At 69.0% G+C, this 19,565-nt stretch carries 16 protein-coding genes and 2 pseudogenes; 7 read left to right on the plus strand and 11 right to left on the minus strand.

Annotated features, from left to right (window positions below; all coding sequences use genetic code 11):
• Nucleotides 1-15 precede the first annotated feature (15 nt).
• The gene (locus BCD49_RS34570) at nt 16-1,149 is read right to left on the minus strand and encodes an FAD-dependent oxidoreductase (RefSeq protein ID WP_007515023.1); all 1,134 of its coding nucleotides are present in this window, start codon (nt 1,147-1,149) and stop codon (nt 16-18) included.
• A gap of 121 nt (nt 1,150-1,270) precedes the next feature.
• Here BCD49_RS34570 and BCD49_RS34575 point away from each other — a divergent pair, with 121 nt between their 5' ends.
• The 4 genes from BCD49_RS34575 to BCD49_RS34590 all read left to right on the plus strand — a co-directional run bounded on the left by BCD49_RS34575 (nt 1,271) and on the right by BCD49_RS34590 (nt 6,233).
• Complete coding sequence (locus BCD49_RS34575) at nt 1,271-1,996, plus strand: TetR/AcrR family transcriptional regulator (protein ID WP_007515025.1); 726 nt, start codon at nt 1,271-1,273, stop codon at nt 1,994-1,996.
• A gap of 472 nt (nt 1,997-2,468) precedes the next feature.
• Nucleotides 2,469-2,804 carry a MerR family transcriptional regulator gene (locus BCD49_RS34580; RefSeq protein ID WP_007515027.1) on the plus strand — a complete coding sequence of 112 codons (336 nt, stop codon included), beginning with the start codon at nt 2,469-2,471 and terminating at the stop codon, nt 2,802-2,804.
• Between the two features lie 798 nt (nt 2,805-3,602).
• Entirely contained in the window at nt 3,603-4,346 is a 744-nt protein-coding gene (locus BCD49_RS34585) for an integrase core domain-containing protein (RefSeq protein ID WP_071042355.1), read from the plus strand.
• A gap of 384 nt (nt 4,347-4,730) precedes the next feature.
• Nucleotides 4,731-6,233 (plus strand): FAD-dependent monooxygenase, encoded by a 1,503-nt coding sequence (locus BCD49_RS34590; RefSeq protein ID WP_232794135.1) that lies wholly within the window; start codon nt 4,731-4,733, stop codon nt 6,231-6,233.
• A gap of 53 nt (nt 6,234-6,286) precedes the next feature.
• Here the strand turns inward: BCD49_RS34590 and BCD49_RS34595 are convergent, their stop codons facing one another.
• From BCD49_RS34595 to BCD49_RS34630, 8 genes are all read right to left on the minus strand, one after another.
• Nucleotides 6,287-6,799: an integrase core domain-containing protein gene (locus BCD49_RS34595; RefSeq protein ID WP_007515033.1), complete on the minus strand. Its 513-nt coding sequence runs from the start codon at nt 6,797-6,799 to the stop codon at nt 6,287-6,289.
• Between the two features lie 118 nt (nt 6,800-6,917).
• A complete protein-coding gene (locus BCD49_RS34600; RefSeq protein ID WP_007515034.1) occupies nt 6,918-7,955 on the minus strand; it encodes an integrase core domain-containing protein in 1,038 nt (345 codons plus the stop codon).
• 180 nt (nt 7,956-8,135) lie between these two features.
• Nucleotides 8,136-9,296: an amidohydrolase family protein gene (locus BCD49_RS34605; protein ID WP_007515035.1), complete on the minus strand. Its 1,161-nt coding sequence runs from the start codon at nt 9,294-9,296 to the stop codon at nt 8,136-8,138.
• A complete protein-coding gene (locus tag BCD49_RS34610; protein ID WP_007515036.1) occupies nt 9,268-9,708 on the minus strand; it encodes an HAD family hydrolase in 441 nt (146 codons plus the stop codon). Before BCD49_RS34610 ends, BCD49_RS34605 begins: the two co-directional genes overlap by 29 nt.
• 8 nt (nt 9,709-9,716) lie before the next feature.
• Nucleotides 9,717-10,928: a thiolase family protein gene (locus BCD49_RS34615; RefSeq protein ID WP_007515037.1), complete on the minus strand. Its 1,212-nt coding sequence runs from the start codon at nt 10,926-10,928 to the stop codon at nt 9,717-9,719.
• Nucleotides 10,929-10,932: 4 nt separating this feature from the next.
• The gene (locus tag BCD49_RS34620; protein ID WP_007515038.1) at nt 10,933-11,421 is read right to left on the minus strand and encodes a Zn-ribbon domain-containing OB-fold protein; all 489 of its coding nucleotides are present in this window, start codon (nt 11,419-11,421) and stop codon (nt 10,933-10,935) included.
• Nucleotides 11,418-13,091: a class I adenylate-forming enzyme family protein gene (locus BCD49_RS34625; RefSeq protein WP_071042356.1), complete on the minus strand. Its 1,674-nt coding sequence runs from the start codon at nt 13,089-13,091 to the stop codon at nt 11,418-11,420. Before BCD49_RS34625 ends, BCD49_RS34620 begins: the two co-directional genes overlap by 4 nt.
• Complete coding sequence (locus BCD49_RS34630; protein ID WP_007515040.1) at nt 13,088-13,270, minus strand: hypothetical protein; 183 nt, start codon at nt 13,268-13,270, stop codon at nt 13,088-13,090. The genes BCD49_RS34625 and BCD49_RS34630 overlap by 4 nt, the downstream gene beginning before the upstream one ends.
• 351 nt (nt 13,271-13,621) lie before the next feature.
• Here BCD49_RS34630 and BCD49_RS34635 point away from each other — a divergent pair.
• The 3 genes and pseudogenes from BCD49_RS34635 to BCD49_RS42745 all read left to right on the plus strand — a co-directional run.
• Nucleotides 13,622-14,418, plus strand: a pseudogene (locus BCD49_RS34635) (TIGR03564 family F420-dependent LLM class oxidoreductase); the annotation flags it as partial.
• Between the two features lie 676 nt (nt 14,419-15,094).
• On the plus strand, nt 15,095-16,438 hold the full coding sequence (locus BCD49_RS34640; RefSeq protein ID WP_007515042.1) for an ABC transporter substrate-binding protein: 1,344 nt from the start codon (nt 15,095-15,097) through the stop codon (nt 16,436-16,438).
• A gap of 513 nt (nt 16,439-16,951) precedes the next feature.
• Nucleotides 16,952-17,770, plus strand: a pseudogene (locus BCD49_RS42745) (IS5 family transposase).
• A 781-nt stretch (nt 17,771-18,551) separates the two neighbouring features.
• Here BCD49_RS42745 and BCD49_RS34655 read toward each other — a convergent pair.
• Together BCD49_RS34655 and BCD49_RS34660 are read right to left on the minus strand one after the other, a co-directional pair.
• Complete coding sequence (locus BCD49_RS34655) at nt 18,552-19,289, minus strand: alpha/beta fold hydrolase (RefSeq protein ID WP_007515045.1); 738 nt, start codon at nt 19,287-19,289, stop codon at nt 18,552-18,554.
• Entirely contained in the window at nt 19,286-19,510 is a 225-nt protein-coding gene (locus tag BCD49_RS34660) for a hypothetical protein (protein WP_027140910.1), read from the minus strand. The genes BCD49_RS34655 and BCD49_RS34660 overlap by 4 nt, the downstream gene beginning before the upstream one ends.
• Nucleotides 19,511-19,565 lie beyond the last annotated feature (55 nt).

Below are 19,565 nucleotides of genomic sequence, written 5' to 3' on the forward strand. Positions count from 1 at the left end.
TCGGGCTTGAATGGCTCATTGGGCCTGTCCATGTCCGGTGAGCATGTCGATCAGGCTGTGGGGTGCGTTGTCGTCGAAGAGGAGCTCGTGAAGGTGGGCGCCATCGGTGGCAGCCGCGGCGCTGCGGGGGAACAGGGCCTGCTCGTATTCGGTGAGCGCGGCCTCGACATCATCGGGGTGCGCGGCGATGGCCCTGCCGAGTTCGGCTCCGTCGTACATGGCCAGGTTGGCGCCTTCGCCGTTCGGGGCCGAGAGGTGGGCGGCGTCGCCGAGCAGGGTCGCCCCCGGTACCCGGTCCCACCGGTGCCCGATGGGCAGGGCGTTGAGGGTGCGCAGGACCGGCGCGGTGTCACTGTCGGTGATCAGAGCGGTGAGCTCCGGCGCCCAGCTGTCGAACTCCTGTGCGATCCGCGCGGTGGCCACGGCGGAATCGGTGAAATCGATACCGGCGAACCAGTCCTGCGGCTTGGTGAGCGCCACGTAGGTGTGGAGGGTCCCGCCGCTCTCCCGGTGGGCCTGGATCCCCTTTCCCGGCGCGAGCGCGAACAGCGATCCGCCGCCGACCGCTTTCGCGCTGGCGGGGTGCCGGGTGTCGCCGTCGAACAGGTAGGTCTCGATGAACGACCTGCCGACGTACTCGGGTGTGGCGTCGGAGAGCAGTGGCCGGACTCGTGACCACGCGCCGTCCGCGCCGACCAGCAGGCTCGTGACGACGGTGGTGCCGTCGGCGAAGGTCACCTCGTAGCGGCTGTCGCCGAGGGCGCGGACGCCGCTGACCTTGTGGCCCCACCGGACGGTGCCGGCCGGGAGTGAGTCGAGCAGGATCTGTCGCAGCGCGCCGCGCTGCACCTCGGGGCGTCCACCCGTGCCGTCGTCGGGTTCGTCGAGCAGAACGGTCCCGTCCGCGGCGAGGACCCGTGTCGCCTCGTGGCCCTCCAGTATGAGGCCGCGGAACTCCTCGATCAGGTCCGCCGCCCGCAGAGCTGGTTGGCCGTTGTAGTCGTGGATGTCGAGCATCCCGCCCTGCGTACGCGCCGTCGGGGAGGGCTCCGCCTCGTAGACCGTGGCCGGGATGCCGTGGACGTGCAGGACGCGGGCGAGCGTGAGGCCGCCGAGTCCGGCGCCGATGATCGTGACGGGGGTGCGCATCGTGACTCCTTCGGGATCGAGGCCGCCCGGTGAGGTTCGGCCAGTCTCTCTGGTATGTCGTTCCAAGATTGGAACAGGGCTCCATATTGGAACGCTGCTCCAGGCATGTCAAGATGGCGGCATGGCAACGCGGACGCGCCGGTCACAGCGGCGCACAGAGGCGCTCTCCCGCGAGCGCATCGTCGAGGCCGCCGTCGAGCTGCTCGACGCGGCCGGCGAGGGCGGCCTGACCTTCCGGGTGCTGACCGAGCGCCTCAACACCGGGCCCGGGGCGATCTACTGGCATGTCGCGAACAAGGGCGAGCTACTCGGCGCCGCCACCGACGCCGTCGTCGCCGCCGCTCTGGCCATCGAGCCCGCCGAATCTCCGCACTCGCCGCAGGACGAGATCCGCGCCGTCGCGCTCGGCCTGTTCGACGCGATCGACGAGCATCCGTGGCTCGCCACGCAGCTCTCGACACAGCTGTCCCGCAGCCCCTGGGGGTCGGTGACGCCGCGGATCCTCGAAAGCATCGGGCGGCAGGTCCGCGCGCTCGGTGTGCCCGAGGGCAGCTGGTTCACGGCGACCTCGGTGCTGGTGCATTACATCCTCGGCGCCGCCGGCCAGAACGCCGCGAACGCCCGCGTTGTCGGGCCCGACGTGGACCGTGCCGAGTTCCTCGACTCCGTGTCGACGGCATGGGAGGAGCTCGACCCCGACGACTACCCGTTTACCCGGGCCGTCGCGGACCAGCTGCGCGACCACGACGACCGCGAGCAGTTCCTCGCCGGGATCGATCTCGTCCTCACCGGCGTCACCGCTCTGCACCCGCCCGGTGGACAGGTGTGCACCTCGTCCGCCACCTGAGCCTGAGGCCTTCAGCTCCCGGCCGTGCCCCGGCCACAGCGGTAAACCTGTCTGCTCAGAGCCGAAAAATCTGCTCCCGCTGCAGTAGACATCGGGCCCTGCGCCGGGTAGCTTTCCTCTCGTAGGCAAGAGAGTCCATGGTCGCGGCAGACAGGAACTGTCGCGAGCGGGACGGCGGCCAGACGGGCCGCCGAGCACCACCGTGAAAGTTCGGCGGTACCCATAGACAGCGAAAAGCGAGAGGAGCAGACGCCACCAGGATCGCCCGGGCGATGGTCTAGCCCGCTCGGGCACCGCAGACCCCGGATTGGAAGGTGGTTCCCGGTCACGCATACGCGATCTCCGCGCACCCTCCCTCTGAGGCGGCGCGGACCCAGGAATCCGGCCCACCTGGCCGGTAGATGGTGTTGAACCCTTAGGGCCCTGGTGCCGTCTGGCACCAGGGCCCCTTCAACGTGTCCCGAGAGGTGCAGTGACTCCTGGAACCACCCGCAAACCGGCCGACAGCCTCGACGACGACGACTACCCCGCCTACACCGTGGGCCGTGCGGCCGACATGCTCGGCACCACTCCCGCCTTCCTGCGGGCCCTCGGCGAAGCCCGCCTGATCACTCCCCTGCGCTCCGAAGGCGGCCACCGCCGCTACTCCCGCTACCAGCTGCGCATCGCCGCCCGCGTCCGGGAGCTCGTCGACGGGGGCACCGCGATCGAGGCCGCCTGCCGCATCGTCATCCTCGAAGACCAACTCGCGGAAGCCCAAAAGATCAACGAACAACTACGCAACAACCAGCCAGCCGGTCAGCCTTGACCGTCGAGCCGTCCTGACGGACTGACAACAGGAAAGCGATCCGCCCGGCTTGGCCGTCGATGTCGCCCGTGCAGAGAGTGGATGGCGACATCGACGACCGGCCGCCGTACGTGATCATCGTGGGCGACCCTTTGACCTGCGGCTTCGCTGTCCGCCGAGATGGCGGATGAGCCGGGTAGCCCCGGCGCATTGCTGCGCCAGGGCTCCCTCAGAACCCGACGTGCGGGTCGTCCCCGCATCGGGCTCAAGCCGCGTCGCTCGGTGCTTCCTCCGCGCTGTGGGGTGCGGATCGCACTGCGCCCTGGTGTCGCGCGCAGTCGGTGTGGACATACCGGTGTTTCGTCCGGCTACTGCTGAGATCGTGCACCGGTTGGTAGGTCATCCGGGCTCCGAGGCCGGCGAACCACTCCGTCCTGGGGGTGCAGGTGGACGGTCAGGGGCGCTGATCTGGGCGAATGGTCGTCGGGGACCATGACGAGTCATGGTGTCGACGGTGGTATTCCTGATGGTGCGCAGGCTGCTTGGCATGGCCGGCTTGGGCGGGCGGCCGGACGAGAAGGACGTCGAGATCGCCGTCCTGCGCCATCAGATCGCGGTGCTACGTCGCCAGGTCGCCCGGCCGCGATACTCGCCGTCCGATCGGATGCTGCTGGCCAGCCTGGCCCAGCTCCTCCCCCGCCCACGCTGGTCGACGTTTCTCGTCACCCCCGCAACCCTGTTGCGCTGGCACCGCGAGCTGGTCCGGCGTCACTGGACCCACCCGCAGCGGCGTCACGGTCGCCGGCTCGAGGACGCGACGTGCAGCTCGTGCTCCGGCTCGCCCGAGAGAATCCCCGCTGGGGCTACCTCAGGATCGTCGGAGAATGCCGCAAGCTGCAGGTCCACGTGTCGGCCACGTCGGTCCGCAACATCCTTCGCCGCCACGGTATTGGCCCGGCCCCCCGCCGCGACGCAGGTCCCAGCTGGTCRCAGTTCCTGCGCAGCCAGGCCCGCGGCATACTCGCCTGCGACTTCCTCACCCTCGGCACCGTCACCATGGCCAGGCTGTACGTCCGGTTTTTCGTAGAGCCCGACCGCCGCCACGTCTGGCTCGCCGGCGTCACCGCCCACCCCACCACCACCTGGATCACTCAACAAGCCCGAAACCTCGCCTATCAGCTCGGCGACAACGCCGCCGGGCCGTACAGGTTCCTGATCCGCGACCGGGACGCCAAGCTCGTCGCCGGCTTCGACGAGGTCTTCACCGACGAGGGCATTCGGATCCTCAGGACGCCGGTCCAGGCGCCGCGGGCGAACACCTTCGCCGAACGCTGGATCCGCACCGTCCGCGCCGAGCGCCTGGACTGGAACTTGATCTGGAACCGGCGCCACGCCGACCAGGTCCTGTCGACCTACGTCAAGCACTACAACACCGCTCGACCTCACCGAGGCATCGACCTCGACACCCCCACCGCGCAGACCCCGACCGGCGATCCGGCTGGCCCGATCAGACGCATCGACCGCCTCGGCGRCCTCCTCCACGAATACCAACGAGCCGCATGATCAAGGCTCCGACCGGTGAAATCGCACACTTGCACCCTTCAGGCTCGCTTGACCGCGTTCACGTCCCGGTTGAACTCTCCTGACGAGACGATGGTCATCGTGACCACTCGCGGTGAGGTCCCCGATCGCAATCGTGTATTTTTGACCCGAAATGCCGCCCGGCGGCGATGGCCGGCCTGACCGTCCCTGCGCGGGGTACCGACGAGGCCGGGGTTTCTGGAAAATGAATTTTGTGATCAGGGTGCCGGCGAGCCAGTGTTCATACCACGCGGCAGTCCAGCTCCATTCGATGAAGAGGGCGTGGTAGACCTCCGGAGGCGGATAGTATCTCGCCAGATATCATAGTTGCACTCTGACGAAGCGAGCAGAGATATGAATTCTGGCGTGGTCGAGACGACTGTGCTGATCGTCGGCGGCGGCCCGGCTGGACTGACCGCGTCCCTCCTGCTGTCCCGCCACGGCGTCGACTCCGTGCTGATCGACAAACGGCTCGAGGCGTCGCCGCTGCCCCGGGCCCGCGGCGTGCACTCCCGAGCGATGGAGATTTTGCGCGTCTGCGGTGTCGAACCGGACCTGCGCGCAGTGGAGCTGCCGATCACCCCGGGCGCGGAATGGCGAGTCGATCTGGCGAGCCCCCCGCTGCACGAGGACGTGCCGTCACCCGGTCCCACCACCGTGAGCCCGTGCGAGGGACTGGCAGTTTCGCAGGACGTGTTCGAGGCGGTCCTGCGAGACCACGCCCGCAGCCACGCGCACGCGCGGCTGCGCCCGGGCATGCTGCTGGACTCGTTCCGCGCAGTGGAGGACGGTGTACAGGCCACTGTCGTCGAGCAGGCGTCCGGATGTCGCGTCCAGATCCGGGCCCGATGGATGATCGCTGCCGATGGAGCCCGCAGCGGCGTACGCCAGGACCTGCAGATCGGCATGAACGGGCCGGACGACCTCGGCCAGCAGAAGATGATCGCTTTCCGGGCCGACCTGAGCGCGCTGACCGGTCCTCGGCCGCGGGGGATCTACTTTCTCGCCGCCGCTGGCGCGGCGCTGATCTGGACCCACGCCGACGATCGCTGGGTGATCAACCAACCCGGCCCCATCGCCGCCGGCGAGGATCCGGCCACGGTCGTGCAGCGGATCCTCGGCCTTCCCGACCTGGCCGTGCAGGTAACGGCCACCGGCCTTTGGACGGCCGGCGCCCAGTCGGCCGACCAGTATGCGCAAGGCCCGGTCTTCCTGGTCGGCGACGCCGCGCATCGCTTCCCGCCCGTCGGCGCGACCGGGGTCAGCGCCGCGATGCACGACGTGCACAACCTTTCCTGGAAGATCGCCGCCGTCGTCCGCGGACATGGCGGCCAGAGGCTGCTGGACAGCTACGCCGTCGAGCGGGAAGCGGTCGGGCTGCGCAACGCCGACGAGACTGGCGCTGCCTGGGCGCGGGTCTTCGCCGGCAGCGGCGCGCCGTTCAGCGGACGCGGCCTGGCTCAGATCGACATGGGCTATCAGTACACGTCGCCGGTCGTCGCCGACGACGGCAGCCCCGACGCCGACCCGCCCGGTGCCGACTACCAGCCGACCGCAGCCCCCGGCTGCCGGGCGCCGCATCTGTGGCTGGCCGACGGCACGTCCACCATCGATCTGTTCGACCAGCGCTTCGTGCTGCTCACCGCAGAGCCTGGCCACGTCTGGCGCGACGCCGCCGCGCGCACCGCCGGGGCGTTCGTCGACAGCCGGGTCGTCGCCGAACCGACCTGGCCGGGCCTGTATGGCGTCGCGCCCGACGGGGCGGTGCTCGTCCGTCCCGATGGACATGTCGCGTGGCGCAGCCGAGCCGCATCCACCGATCCGTCCGCGGACATCCAGACCGCTCTCGCGACCTGCACGGGAAGCTGAGCCGCCGCACCTGTGGGGTTCCAGAACTCGGCCACCTGCGTTGAGCTGGGCTTTTACGCGGCTCGTTCGTATTCGCTGATCAAACCATCGAGGACGGGCCGGCGATTGATCCGTTCGCTGGTCAGGTCGGCGATGGGGTGGTCGGGCCGCGGCGGCTTGAGATCACGGCTGCGGCGGGGTCGTCGCCCATTGTAGTCGAGCGCATATTCGGCCAGGGCGGCCCGCAGGCGCCGTTCGCCGAAGATCAGCATGCGGTCGGTGACCTCGGCCCGAACCGTGCGGACGAACCGTTCCGCGTAGGCATTTGCTTGAGGAACTCGAGGCGGGATCTTCACCGCGGTGATGCCTGCGTCGGCGAGGACTGCGTCGAACGAGGCGGCGAACTGTCCGGCGCGGTCGCGGATTAGGAAGCGGAACTCGGTTGCCTGGTCCCCAAGGTCCATGAGGACGTTGCGGATCTGCTGGGTGGTCCACGGCCCGTCCGGGTGGGCGGTGACGCCGACGATGTGGACGTAACGGGAGCCGACCTCCATGACGAACAAGCAGTACAGACGCCGCAGCGTCACCGTGCAGTCCACGTGGAAGAAGTCAACGGCCAGCGTCGTCGAGGCCAGGGATCGTAGGAACTGCCTGTAGCGTGCCGGAACTCGATTCGGGTGCCTGGCCTGTGGTTTCGCTGTTTGGTCAGGCGGCCCGGTGGTACTCGTTGATCACGCCGCCGAGGATCTTGTGGCGGCGGATCGGGCCGTCGGGGGGTATGACGGTGGCTGGGTCGTGGTTCGGCGGGCGCTGGTCTCGCCCTTGGTGGGGCCGGTGGTCGTTGAAGTGGCGGGCGTAGTCGTCGAGCACCGCGGTGGCGTGGCATTGCCCGTGGAGGAGGATCCGGTCGGTGCACTCCTGGCGGATGGAGCGGATGAACCGTTCGGCGTAGCAGTTCGCCTGTGGTGTCCGCGGCGGCGTGCGCACGACCTGCACGCCCTCGGAGACGAACACGTCGTCGAATGCCTGAGGGTATTTCGCGTCCCGGTCGCGGATGAGGAACCGGAACCGGTCGAGGCGTCCGTCCAGGTCCATGGCCAGGTGGCGTGCCTGTTGGGTGACCCATGCCGCGGTCGGACGGGCGGTTACGCCTAGGACGTGGACACGGCGGGTCTGGATCTCCATGACGAACAGCACGTACAGCCGGCGTAGGACGATGGTGTCCAGCTGGAAGAAGTCGGTCGCCAGCAGCCTGCCGGCCTGGGCTCGCAGGAAGGTACGCCAGCTGGTGTCGGCCTGGCGGCGTGGCGCCGGGCCGAGACCCGCACCGGCGAGAATCCGACGTACCGTGCCCGCGCCGATCCGATACCCCATGCCGAGCAGTTCGCCCTGGACACGGCGATGACCCCACGTGGGGTTGTCGCGGGCGAGGCGGATCACTAGCGCCCGCAGTTCGTCAGCCACTGGCGGGCGGCCCATCCGGTGCGGGTAGGTCCATCGTCGGCGGACCAAGCGGCGATGCCACGCCAGCAGCGTCGCCGGGGTCACCAGCCGGCACGCCCGAACCTCCCGCGGCAGCAACTGGGCCAGCGCGGACAGGAGGGCCCGGTCGGGCCAGCTGAACCGGGGCCGCCCGATCTGGCGACGCAGCACCGCCACCTCCTGGCGCAACACCAGCAGCTCCGCCGTCCGCGCCGCGTCGCCGCGGCTGAGCAGCACGAGACAGCCGAACACCCGCACCATGAACAAGTACCAACCGCAGCCCCATGACAGCGATCATGCCCACGGCGCCTGGTGGCGAACCCGCAGGTCAGCGGCCCGACATCGAGTTCTGGCACGGTACAGGCCGGGGCCGTGCGTCCTCAAGGCGGTAACCTCGCGCAGGGCCCAGGGTCGAGCCTTGTTTGGTGATCTGCGACGGCGTCACCGCGCCGCGGCTTGGAGCGGGCTGGGCGACAACCCGTCATCCGGGGCGGGCGGCACGTGGGGGAACAGTTCCTGGAAGGCGCCCTGCGTGATTCGAAGACGGGTGGCGGGGTCGAGATCGCCGACGAGCTCATGAAGCGTTCGCTGAGTGTGGCCGAAGGTGCCTTCGATGTGTGGGTAGTCGCTGCCCCAGCACACGTTGCGCCAGCCCATCGCCGTCACCGCGGCGACGGCCGAGCGGTCGTGCTGGAAGGACGCGTAGATGTTCTCGTACAGGTATTCGCTCGGGAGCCGCCGCAGGCGCGGGTGGACGGCCGACGCGTGCTGCCGGTATGCCTCGTCGAGCCGGTCGGCGACGAACGGACCCCAGGTGGCGCCGCCCTCGGACACGATCGCCCGCAGTGACGGATGCCGGTCGAACACGCCGCTGGCGATCAGCTTGGACACCGCCCGCTGGCCGCCGTAGGTCGTCTCCATGTAGTTCAGCAGCGCGCCTCCCGGGCCTCGGTAGTAGGTGCCGTTTCGGGCGGACGCGTCATGCGGCTCGCTTCCGATGTGAAACCCGATCACGAGGCCGGTCTCCGCGAGGGCGGCCCACAGCGGCTCCCACGACTCGCGATGCCAGTCGTCCCCGTCGATCAGCGGCGTGACCGGCAGGGAGGCGGCGTGGTAGCCGAGCCCCGCGGCCCGCCGGACCTCGGCCACCGCGGAGTCGACGGTGAGGAAGGGGATCGTGGCCGCGCAGACGTAGCGGGGCGAGAAGCGCTGGTACTCGATGGCCCAGTCGTTGATCGCCCGGGCACCTGCCGCAAGCAGTTCCGGGCCGCGGATCGACGAGGTCCACATCCCCAGCGACGGGTAGATCAGCTCGGCCCAGATGCCCTCGGCGTCCAGGTCGACAAGCCGCAGCTCCTTGTCGTTGGCGCCAGGCGCCCGCTCGGGGACGGACAGGCCGTTCGCGTCGATGAGCTTCGCACCGGGCCGGGGCATGCGACGGCGGAACTCCTGCCCGTCGACGTGGATCGTCTCCCAGCCGCCGTCGGGGTCCTTGACGCTGCGCGGCATCCGCGCCGCGAGCGATGAGGGCAGGCTCCGGTCGAACAGATCGTCCGGCTCGACGAGATGGGAGTCACCTGAGTTGGCCCAGATCTTCTCCATGGTTCATGCCTCCTAAGACAGCACCAGTCGACGCCGGGCTGGAATCCGGCGAACACGTTATTAGGTCGATGGCGGCGAGCCGGCTAGCGAGGTCGAAAACGAAGATGAACTCGAAGTCCGCCTGCGCGGCGAAGTGCTCGTCGACGCGGGTGTCGCCGATGTGCACGAACCGCTGGCAGCGCCAGGCCGCGCGGACCGCCGTGAGCTCGTGCTTGCGGCTGACGAAGTCGGGCACGATCCCGGCGCGAGCCCACATCGCCGACTGTTCGCCGAGGGTGCGGTCGGAGCAGCTACCGATCACGTAGCCCCGCGCCCGCGCCCACCGTACGAAGGCCAGTCGAAGTGGTCCGGCGGGGTCGCCCGTCTCGAGGGTGCCGTCGATGTCGAAGCTGACGAGCGTACGAGCCTCCATCGCCGCGCTCAGTCCGTACGCAGCATGACCGCCGCGGGGTCGTGGAAGAAGCTCGCGCCGGCGCAGACCAGCGCCGTCCTGGCGTCCGGAACCTGGCGGTCCCCTTCGGTACCGCGCAGCTGCCGCACCGCCTCCGTGTAGAAGTTGAAGCCTCCGGCACGTCCGTGCGAGAGCGCGCCGCCGTTGGTCGAGACGAGCGTGTGCCCGCCCAGCCGGTAGATGTTCGCCTCGGCGTCCCAGCCGGAGGCCAGCAGGTCGGCGGTCTCGCCCGGCTTGCAGAAACCGGCGGCCTCGATGCACCCCACCGTGTCGATCGTGTAACCGTCGTAGGGGAAGAACAGGTCGAGGTCGTCGATGGTCAGGTCACTGCGCTCCCGGAGGCCGGCCAGGGAGATCCACAGGGCGTTCTCGGTCCAGCCCAGGCTGTTGTCGTAGTACTCCCCGACCCGTGACCCGCCCAGCGACATGGCGTGGATGTACACCGGCTCGTGGCACAGGTCCCTGGCCCGTTCGGCCGTCGTGATGATGAGCGCTTCCCCGCAGTCGACCGGCACGTCCATGTCGAGCATCTGCATGGGCTCCCAGATCACCCGGGAGGCGTGGTAGTCCTCCATCGTGATCGGGGTGCGCAGGGCCGCCCGCGGGTTCGTGGCGGCGTGGGTGCGGTTGTTCACCGCGATGCGGGCGAAGACGTCCTTCGTCGCCCCGTAGTCGTGCAGGTAGCGCGCCATCCACGCGGCATAGGGCTCACCGGAGTGGATCCAGCGGCGGGCGGGGTCGTTCTGGCCGACGATCGTGTGGCCCCCCGCCGCGCGCAGCTGCGCCGACCGGGCACGGAACGGGTCGGCGGCGGCGGACCGGGACATCCCGATCCCACGGGTGTAGGCCTGCACGACCAGGACCATGTCGCAGAGCCCGGAGAACACCGCTTCGGCCGCGTACACGAAGCACGATCCGAGCCACCCGTTCTTCTGCCAGGTGGTCTTCTCGATCCCGAGCGCGCCCTGCAGCGTCAGGAACCCCGATCCGCCCATGGCCAGCGGGTCCATACCGGTGCCGCAGATGCCGTCTATCTCCTGCCGGTCGAGACCGGCGTCCTCGATGGCGGCGACGGCCGCCTCGAGGGCGAGCGACAGCTCGGTGCGCTTCAGGTCACGGCCATACGGCGTCGACCCGACGCCGACCACGGCCAGTTGGTCCTTCAACGGGTTTCGTGCCATGCCGCTACCTCCCGCCCTCGATCAGGCCCGATGGCTGGAACGCGGGCCACGCGACGCCGTCGCGATCCACCCACGTCAACCGCACCGGCATATCGAGCCGGACCCGGTCGGGAGGGCAGTTCACGATCGGCGCCAGGTAGCGCAGCCCCGGCTGCTCGACAAGTTCCACCGCCGCGGTCGGCACCGGTTCCCCCGGCGCCGCGCCCGGGTCCCGCTCCTGGTGGATCAGCGTGCACAGGAACACGGATCCGTCACCGCTCACCTGGGTGGGCACGACGTCCCAGGACCAGCACTTCGGGCACAGCGGCCGGTGCGGGTACACCCAGCAGCCGCAGGCCGCGCACCGGTTGATCAGCAGCCGTCGCGCCAGCAGCCCGCGGTAGTGCTCGATGTTGTCGCGGTCGATCAGGACCGCAGGGAACGCGGCGAAGACCTCCGCATCGGTCGCGTGGGTCGCGGGGGCCACCTCGGCCGCGTCGGCTATGCCGGTCACACCGCCACCTCGTCACTGGCCCGCCCGGCCAGGCCCACCCGATCGAGCTTGCCGTTGGCCAACCGCGGCAGCTCGTCCAGGAAGACGATGTCCCTGGGCATCTTGAACCGGGCCAGACGCGTCTCGAGCCACGAGCGCAGATCGTCGGCGTCGAGATGACGGTCGGGCCGCACGACGACGTAAGCCCGCACCACCTCCCCCTTGCGCCGGTCGGGCACGCCGACCGCGCCGCAGTAGTCGACGGCCTCGTGGCTGACGACGACCTTCTCAACCTCCTCCACCGAGACGTTCTCTCCGCCGACCTTCAGCATCAGCTTCAGCCGTCCCGCGTAGGTGACGTAACCATCGGCGTCCATGACGACGAGGTCCTCGCTGCGCAGCCAGCCGTCCGCGTCGAGGGCCCGAGCGGTCTCCTCGGGCTTGTTCCAGTAGCCCCGCATGACGTTGCCGCGCACCCATGCCTCGCCGACGGTTCCGGGGGGCACATCGAGGCCGGTCACCGGGTCGACGACCCGGAACTCGTTGCCCGGCAGCGGGCGGCCCCCCGTCGTGCGCTGCTTGCCGGGCGGATCGTCAGGACCCGTCACCGACGCCGGGCCGTACGTCTCGGTCAGGCCAAAGGGAACGAAGGTGAACGTGACGTTGGGCATGACCCGGCGGGCAGCCTCATCCGGCACCGCGGCGATCCGCAGCGACGACAGATCACGCCCGTCCTCGATCGCCGCCCGCGCGACCTCCACTGGGAGCACCCCGAACATCACGGTGGCCCGCTCGGACTCGACCAGTTCGGCGCCGAGGTGGGCGTTGAACGCCTCGGTGAAGACGAGCGTCCCGCCGTTCACCAGCATCGTCATGAGGCCCCAGATGCTGCCACCGCCGTGGAAGAACGGCATCATGCTGAAGAAAACGTCGCGGCCGTCGATCCCGACGCGGCGGGAGTGCAACGTCGCATTGGCGACGACACCGCCCTGTTCGAGCATCACCCCCTTCGGGAATCCCGTACTGCCAGACGTGTACTTCACCATCGCCAGATCACCGCCCAGCACCTGCCGCTCCATGCGATCGGCAAGCGCCCGGGCGTCCGCGGCCCTCGGGTCACCGTCGCGGTCGCGGCCGACCGCCTCCAGTGCCGCGAGATCAAAGGCGCCGTCGTGGCGGCCGCCACCCCGGTTGAAGACCACCACGTTGCGCAGGTCCGGGACGCGGGCGCTGAGCAGGTGCCCCGGCAGGTTCGCGGTCGCGAACTCCGGGCAGATCTCGGCGAGCATCGTGGGCATGCGCAGCGTCCGGAATCCATCGACCATGATCACATGGCGGGCGCCGGACTGGGCGATGACGTAGGAGACCTCGGCCGGCGTCAGAAAGGTGTTGACGGGCACCGTCACCGCACCGAGCCGCATGCAGGCCAAGTGCGAGACAACCCACTCCGGCGTGTTGGTCATCCACAGCACGACCMGGTCGCCGCGGCCGACGCCGATGCTCGCCAGGCCCGCGGACAACGCCCGCGCCCGCTCGACCAACGTGGCGTAGGTCAGCCGTTGGACACGCCCACCGTCATCGGCGGCAACCAGCGCGGCGCGGTCCGGGACTCGCTCCGCGGATGCGACGAGCGCCTGCCACATCGTCCGCGCACGGAGCCTGGCTAAGACCGCCTTGGGGTCCTCGCTCATCGGGCCGCCCCCGCCGGCGCCAACCGCTCACTGTGAAGCACCCACGTGTCCGCCGCGCCCTGCCGCACCACGGGCGGCACATCCCGCCAATACGTCGCCGGCACCCGAGCAGTCAACACGCCCGGCGGCTCGGTGATGTGACTGTCCGCATCGACGATCAGTTCCGGTGCGAGCACCATCCATGCCCTCCTGAGTCCACCAGCGACGCGGCCGGCGTCGCTGGGGCCTCCGGGCGCACTGCTTTCACGGGACCGCTGTGATCGCGCGCCCTTTGGCCTATCAAGGCCCATCATCGGCAGCCGGGCCGTGGCTGTCTTTGCGCGTTCGGCCAAGTCCTTGCTGGTAGCAGCCAATGTCCGGCACCAGGGCGGCGCCAACGCTAGGCTCGACCGCGTCGCCGAGTCGGTTCGAGCCGCTTCCCCGAACGGTATCGCCGCACCAGCCGTCGACCGGAACACCCAGAGCTGATCTTCGAATGGCGGCGGCGCGGGGTGTATTCAATACGTACGGCTTTCGCGGAGGTTGCCGGGATGCGCGTTGGTCTGATGATCGGCTTGGACAAGGACAGGCGGTACTCCGAGCGGGTGGCCGGGTTTATTGCCGATGCACAGGCCGCCGAGCAGTCGGGTTCACCTCGATGTGGGTGCCGCAGATTCCCGGCTACTTCGACGCGCTGACCACGATCGCGCTTGTGGGCAGGCGACGAGTCGCATCGAGCTCGCGACCGCGGTCGTGCCCGTCCAGACTCGCCATCCGGTCGCCATGGCCCAGCAGGTCCTGTCAACGCAGACGGTCTACGAAGGACGTTTCACGCTGGGAATGGGGGCGTCTCACCACTGGATCGTCGAGGAACAGCTCGGCCTCCCCTACGGGCGTCCGGCCCACCTAGTGCGCAGCTACCTCGAGGTGCTGAACGCGGCGTTCGCCGGGCCGGGTCGGATCGACGTCGACAACGACATCTGCCGGGTGCACAGCCCGCTCGACGTCACCGACCTCGCCCCGACACCGATCCTGGTCGCGGCGCTGGCACCCATGATGCTGCACATCTCCTGCGAACATGCCTCCGGAACATTCTGTGGATGGCGGACGAGGGCCATCGGTGACCACATGGTCCCGCGCGTCACCAAGGCCGCCAGCGATGCCGGGCGGCCGGCGCCGCGGATCGTCGCCGGGGTTCCCGTGGCTCTGTGCTCGGCCAATGAGGTCAACGCCGCACGCGGGTCCGCGAACACGACGCTCGGGCACGCCGAGCACTCGCCGAACTACCTTCGTCTGCTCCAGCACGGGGACGCCGGGGACGTCGGCGACCTTCATGGCGGCCGGGGACGCAGGCATTCCTCGCGACGCTCTGCCCAGAATTCTGAGCCAAAGCTTTGGGCAGGCCGATCCAGCCCTTCGAAGTCACGTCACCAGAGCGATCAGCCCAAGGAACAGCATCTCGCTGTTGTGGGGCGGGTCTGGACATACGACTCACCGGCTCGTCGAGCCAGGAGCGAGCCCGGAGATGCAGCGCTCCGTCCGCTGGCCGCAACGGGCAAGCACTTGGCCGAATCCGCGAAGACGGCCACGGCTATGGCGCCGATGATGAGCCGACAGATCAGCTGGTGAACCCGAGGGGGACCAGACGGCGGCCTCGAGGGAGCTGGCCGTTGATTGACCGACGACGAGCGGGCGGCCCGRCCAGGAGGATCCGCTGCGCCACGACGACGCAGCGTGACGGGCCGAGCGCGGCGATCGAGCTCGCCGAGCGCGGCCATGGAAATCGACGCAAGAACTGAGTAGGCGCTTGCGGCGCGACATCGCGACCACCAGGTCGCCGCAAGAGCGGTCCCAGCGGCCGAAACCTCGCGCCAGGCGTATCCGAGCAGCAGACACGTCAGCGAAGTCACGATCCGAAGGTTTTTGACAATCCGGACTCTTGTCCAACCAGTCAGCCAACCGCCCCTCGGGAACGGTTCGGCACTCTTTCGCAACCTCCAAACGTCGACGACAAGGTGGAGAACATGTCGAACATCTGGAAACTGGCCGATCGGCGGGCGCCCGCGCGAGCGCCCCGGCCCGTCGCATCCAGGCAGGCGCCCACGCACCCGACTGGGTTACGGCTGGCCGGCGCCGCGGTTCTGGCCGCGAGCCTGGCCTTTGTGTCGGCCTGCGGTAGCGGCTCCGACAACAAGGGCGACGCCACCCCCGCGGCGAGCGGCTCCGCCAGCCAGACGGACATCCTCGGCCCGGTCGCCAAGGCGACGGGCGCGCCGGTCAAGATCGGTGTGATCACTGATGGGGCCAGCACGACCGTCGACCTGCGGATCCAGAACAGGGTCGCCGAGGCAACCGTCAAGTACCTCAACGAGCACAAGTCCGGGATCGGCGGCCGGCCCATCGAGATCACCATCTGCGAGACCCAGAACGACTTGTCCAAGTCCACCGACTGCGGCAACCAGATGATCGAGAAGGGCGTCGCCGCCGTCCTCATCGGCACCTCCGGCGTCGTCGAGTCCGCCTGGAAGCCCCTGAACGACGCCAAGATCCCCGTCATGCTCTACGGCTCCAGCGACCCCGGCCTGCTTGCCAGCCCGACGACGTTCGTCCTGGGCAACCCGACCTTCGCCGTCATCGACCTGCCGATCCAGGTCGCCAAGGACAAGGGCAACAAGAAGGTCACCGCGGTCGTCATCGATGTGCCTGCCGCGCTGCACTCCGCGCAGGACATCGCCCCGCCGTTGTTCCAGAAGGCCGGCATCGGTTACGAGCTCGTCCGCGTCGCGCCCGGCACCGCCGACATGACCCCCCAGATGCAGCAGATCGCCGACAACGGCTCGGACGAGGTCTTCATCATCGGCAACGACGCCTTCTGCATCAGCGCCATGAACGGCCTCAAGGCCGTCGGCTTCACCGGCACCATCAGCGCCATCTCCCAGTGCGTCACCGACGCCACCCGCAAGGCGGTCCCCGGCAGCACGCTGAAGGGCATGGTCGTCAGCGCCACCGCTCCGCTCGGCCCGGACAGCCCGTCGATGCGCCTCTACACGAAGGTCGCCGAGACCTACGGCACCAACATCGATCTCAGCAGCCAGGACGCCATGATCATGTTTAGCCTTGTCGCCGGCTTCCAGTCGGCCCTGCGAGGTATCTCCGGAGACATCACCCCGACGACCGTCACGGCGACCATCCAGGCGATGAAGGAGACCGAACTGCCCGGCGCCGGCGGGCTCAATTTCCGCTGCAACGGCAAGGCCATCCCGGCGGAGCCGGCCGTATGCGTCCTCGGTGGCCTGACAACGACCCTGAACGACAAGGGCGAGCCGGCCGAGTACAAGGTTCTCGGCAACACGTCGATCTCGAGCTGACCGCTGTTCCCGACCTGACGACACGACAGTCCTGAGCTGAACTGGCCTGCCGGGCGGGGCGGCCTCGTCGTCCCGCCCAGCACCTCCCCGCCCCGAACGGCCCGTCACCCGCGACGGGCCGTTCCGCCTGTCGGCCTGCCGGCCACCACTGCGTTCTACGGTCAGTGACGACTGGCCCGCGCCCGCGACAGAGCCGGATGTGGTTCCTGTAGGCGTGCAGAGTCGACTCCTTCATCCAGCGGACGAGCCGGGACGCGGTCGGCGAGCCGCCAGCCACGCCGACCTCCTGATCACCCCATCTCAATCCGGTTGCCGCCGCGAGCGCGCGCCGCACGGCTGGTCCCGGATCGGGTGTACGGATCGGCCTATTGGAGCCTCGCGGTGCCGTTCCTTCCTCCTCCTGCGGCGTCGCGGGCCGTTCATTCAGTCCGGGTTTCCCGAATTTCTTCCCAAGTTCTACTCGAGGCGGCCCGCTTAGAGGGTGTCTCACATGGCCGGGGTGGGTCTTGTTGGATGATCTGGGGTGTGGACGACCGCCTTGCGCTGCGGCTGGTACCTGATGAGCTGTGGGAGCTGGTAGCGCCGTTGCTGCCTGGGTTCGCTCCCCGCCCGCAGGGTGGGGGTGTGGCTCCGGTCGCGGACCGGGCGGTGTTCACCGCGGTCGTCTACGTGCTGACGTCGGGCTGTGCGTGGCGGCATCTGCCGCCGGGGTTCGGGGTGTCGCCGGCGACCGCGCATCGGCGGTTCCAGCAGTGGAGCCGGGCCGGTGTCTGGCCGAGGCTGCACCGGGCGGTGTTGGACCGCCATGGCGCGGTCGGGAACGTGGACTGGTCGTCCGGGATCGTCGACGCGGCGAGCCTGCGGGCGAAAAGGGGGGCTCGCTGACCGGTCCGAACCGGTCGACCGCGGCAAGAAAGGATCGAAGATCCACGTCCTGTCCGACGCGAACGGCCTGCCCATAGCCGTCGCGGTCTCGGGCGCGAACCTCCACGACAGCCAGGCGCTGATTCCCCTGGTCACCGGCATCCCGACGATCCGCTCGCGGCGCGGCCCGAGGCGGCGCAGACCGGTGACGCTGCGCGCGGACAAGGCCTACGACCACGACCACCTACGTGCCTTCCTACGCGAACGACAGATCACCCACGCATCGCGCGGCGCGGCATCGAGACCTCCGAGAAGCTCGGCCGCCACCGCTGGAAGACCGAACGCACGATCGCGTGGCTCGGTGGCTACCGCCGCCTGACGATCCGCTACGAGACCAGCGGTCACAACTTCCTCGGATTCCTCACGCTGGCAGCCGCTCTGACCTGCTGGAAGCGACTCCCCATGTGAGACAAGCTCTTATGCACGCGAGAACCGTTGCTTCCCGAGCAAATGAACGCGCCGTTCGCTCGTCGTAGGCGACCGCTCGTACCGGAACTTTGGCCGCATAGGCGCGACCGGCCCGCTCCGCCCGATAGACAACGGAGTGCGAGCCATGTCCTATCTCCTCCCCGATGACGACATCGGGTATCAGGATGTCCGCCACAAACCCCACACCTCGCCCACGAGGGTTCCGAGTTGGAAGAGGCCCGGATCATTGGTCTCGAATAGGAGAATATCACGGCAGTAGGTGGCCTCCTGCCTGGCTTCGCCATCCTCGTCGCGATCGATCTCCAGCGGAGCGTCGTCCAACCCCAGGTATAACCGTCAGACGTCTGGCGCAGCACTTGGTCGACAAGGCCGAGCACGCCCATGTGTTCGATTCCGCTCGCCGCGAGCACTACGTCCGCTGAGTGCCTCGGCGCCGTCTCGCGCATATCTGACCCAACGTCTGATGTCTATTCCACTTGATCGGGGCGTCCAGCCTTCCCTTATCGGCCGGCCAACCGCCTCAGAGTGTGGACGTCCGACGCCCGTCCCGGCACAATCACCAAAGTCGGAGGTCTGCTGTGCCGGTTGAGGAACTGGTCCGGATCGGGGTCGCGCGTCCGATCGCCTCGGTGGAAGGGTCGCGAGACGCCACGTGCCCGCCGGTCCACAACGAGTCGATGGGCAACTCCTCCATCGCCGCGGCTCGCTTCAGGTCGTCTCCGGACAAGATGCCCACGTGGATGTCGTTGCGCGACGCTCATCAGAACGCCTCGCATCTCACCGATGCTCCATCGGAGATGCCGGCGATGCCATGGAGGATCTTCGCCAGCGCGGCCGGCTGGCTGATCATGCACATGTGCCCGGCGTCGAGGTCGATCATCTGGCAGTCACCGAGGCGGGCGGCGAACCGCGCCTGCATCTCGGGTGGGAGGATGGCGTCTCTCATGGTGCGCACCCAGGTGCGAGGAATGGGTGAGCGTAGGCCCGCCAGGTCKACGGGTTCGGTCGTGAGCCCCTCTGCCTCGGGGACGAGACGCTCGAGGCACCAGGCGAACTGCGCCCCGCCGAGGTCGTTGCCGAAGTACCGCTTCGCCCGCGCGGGATCCATCGTGGTCCGCCGCTCGGCCCGAGACGCCTCGACGTGGTCCCGGACGCCCGGCCGCAGCTCGTGCATGGTGCCGGTCCCGGCTTCTGGCACCATCGCGGCGAGGAAGACGGCATGACGGACGCGGCCGCGGAGCAGAGCCATGGCCCGCGGCAACGAGCAGCCACCGAGCGAGTGCCCCACGAGCACGACCTCGTCGAAGCCGGCCGCGTCGACGTCCGCTGTGATGGCGCGCGCGCAGTCGGCGAAGGTCACCGACTGCAGTGGTCCCGGACGGCGCCCCCGGCCGGGCAGGTCGACGGCGATCGTGGGCGCGGTGAGGTGGGGCACTAGCAGGTCCCAACAGCGGCTGTCGAAACCGCCACCGTGCACGAGGACCAGCGGCGTCATCATCGGTCGGCTCGCCCGGTCTCGGTGTGTTCGCCGTGTTCGGGCGCGCGGGTCGGTCGGCTTGGCTGCTGGTCGAACTGCACCGATGCGGTGACCAGCGGGAGGGCTGGGCCGTTCCTGACGTCGAGTTGGGCGAGGTAGCCGTTGGCCTGGACTGGGGTTCGTCGGCCAGCTTGTGGAACGGCTGCCTCGATGCTGATCAGGATTAAGTCGTCCTTGTCCACGCCGCCTCTTCTATCGCCGCCGCCACGATGACCCTCAACGCCCACACGTAAGACG

The sequence above is a fragment of the Pseudofrankia sp. EUN1h genome (assembly GCF_001854645.1).
GTDB lineage: Bacteria > Actinomycetota > Actinomycetes > Frankiales > Frankiaceae > Pseudofrankia > Pseudofrankia saprophytica.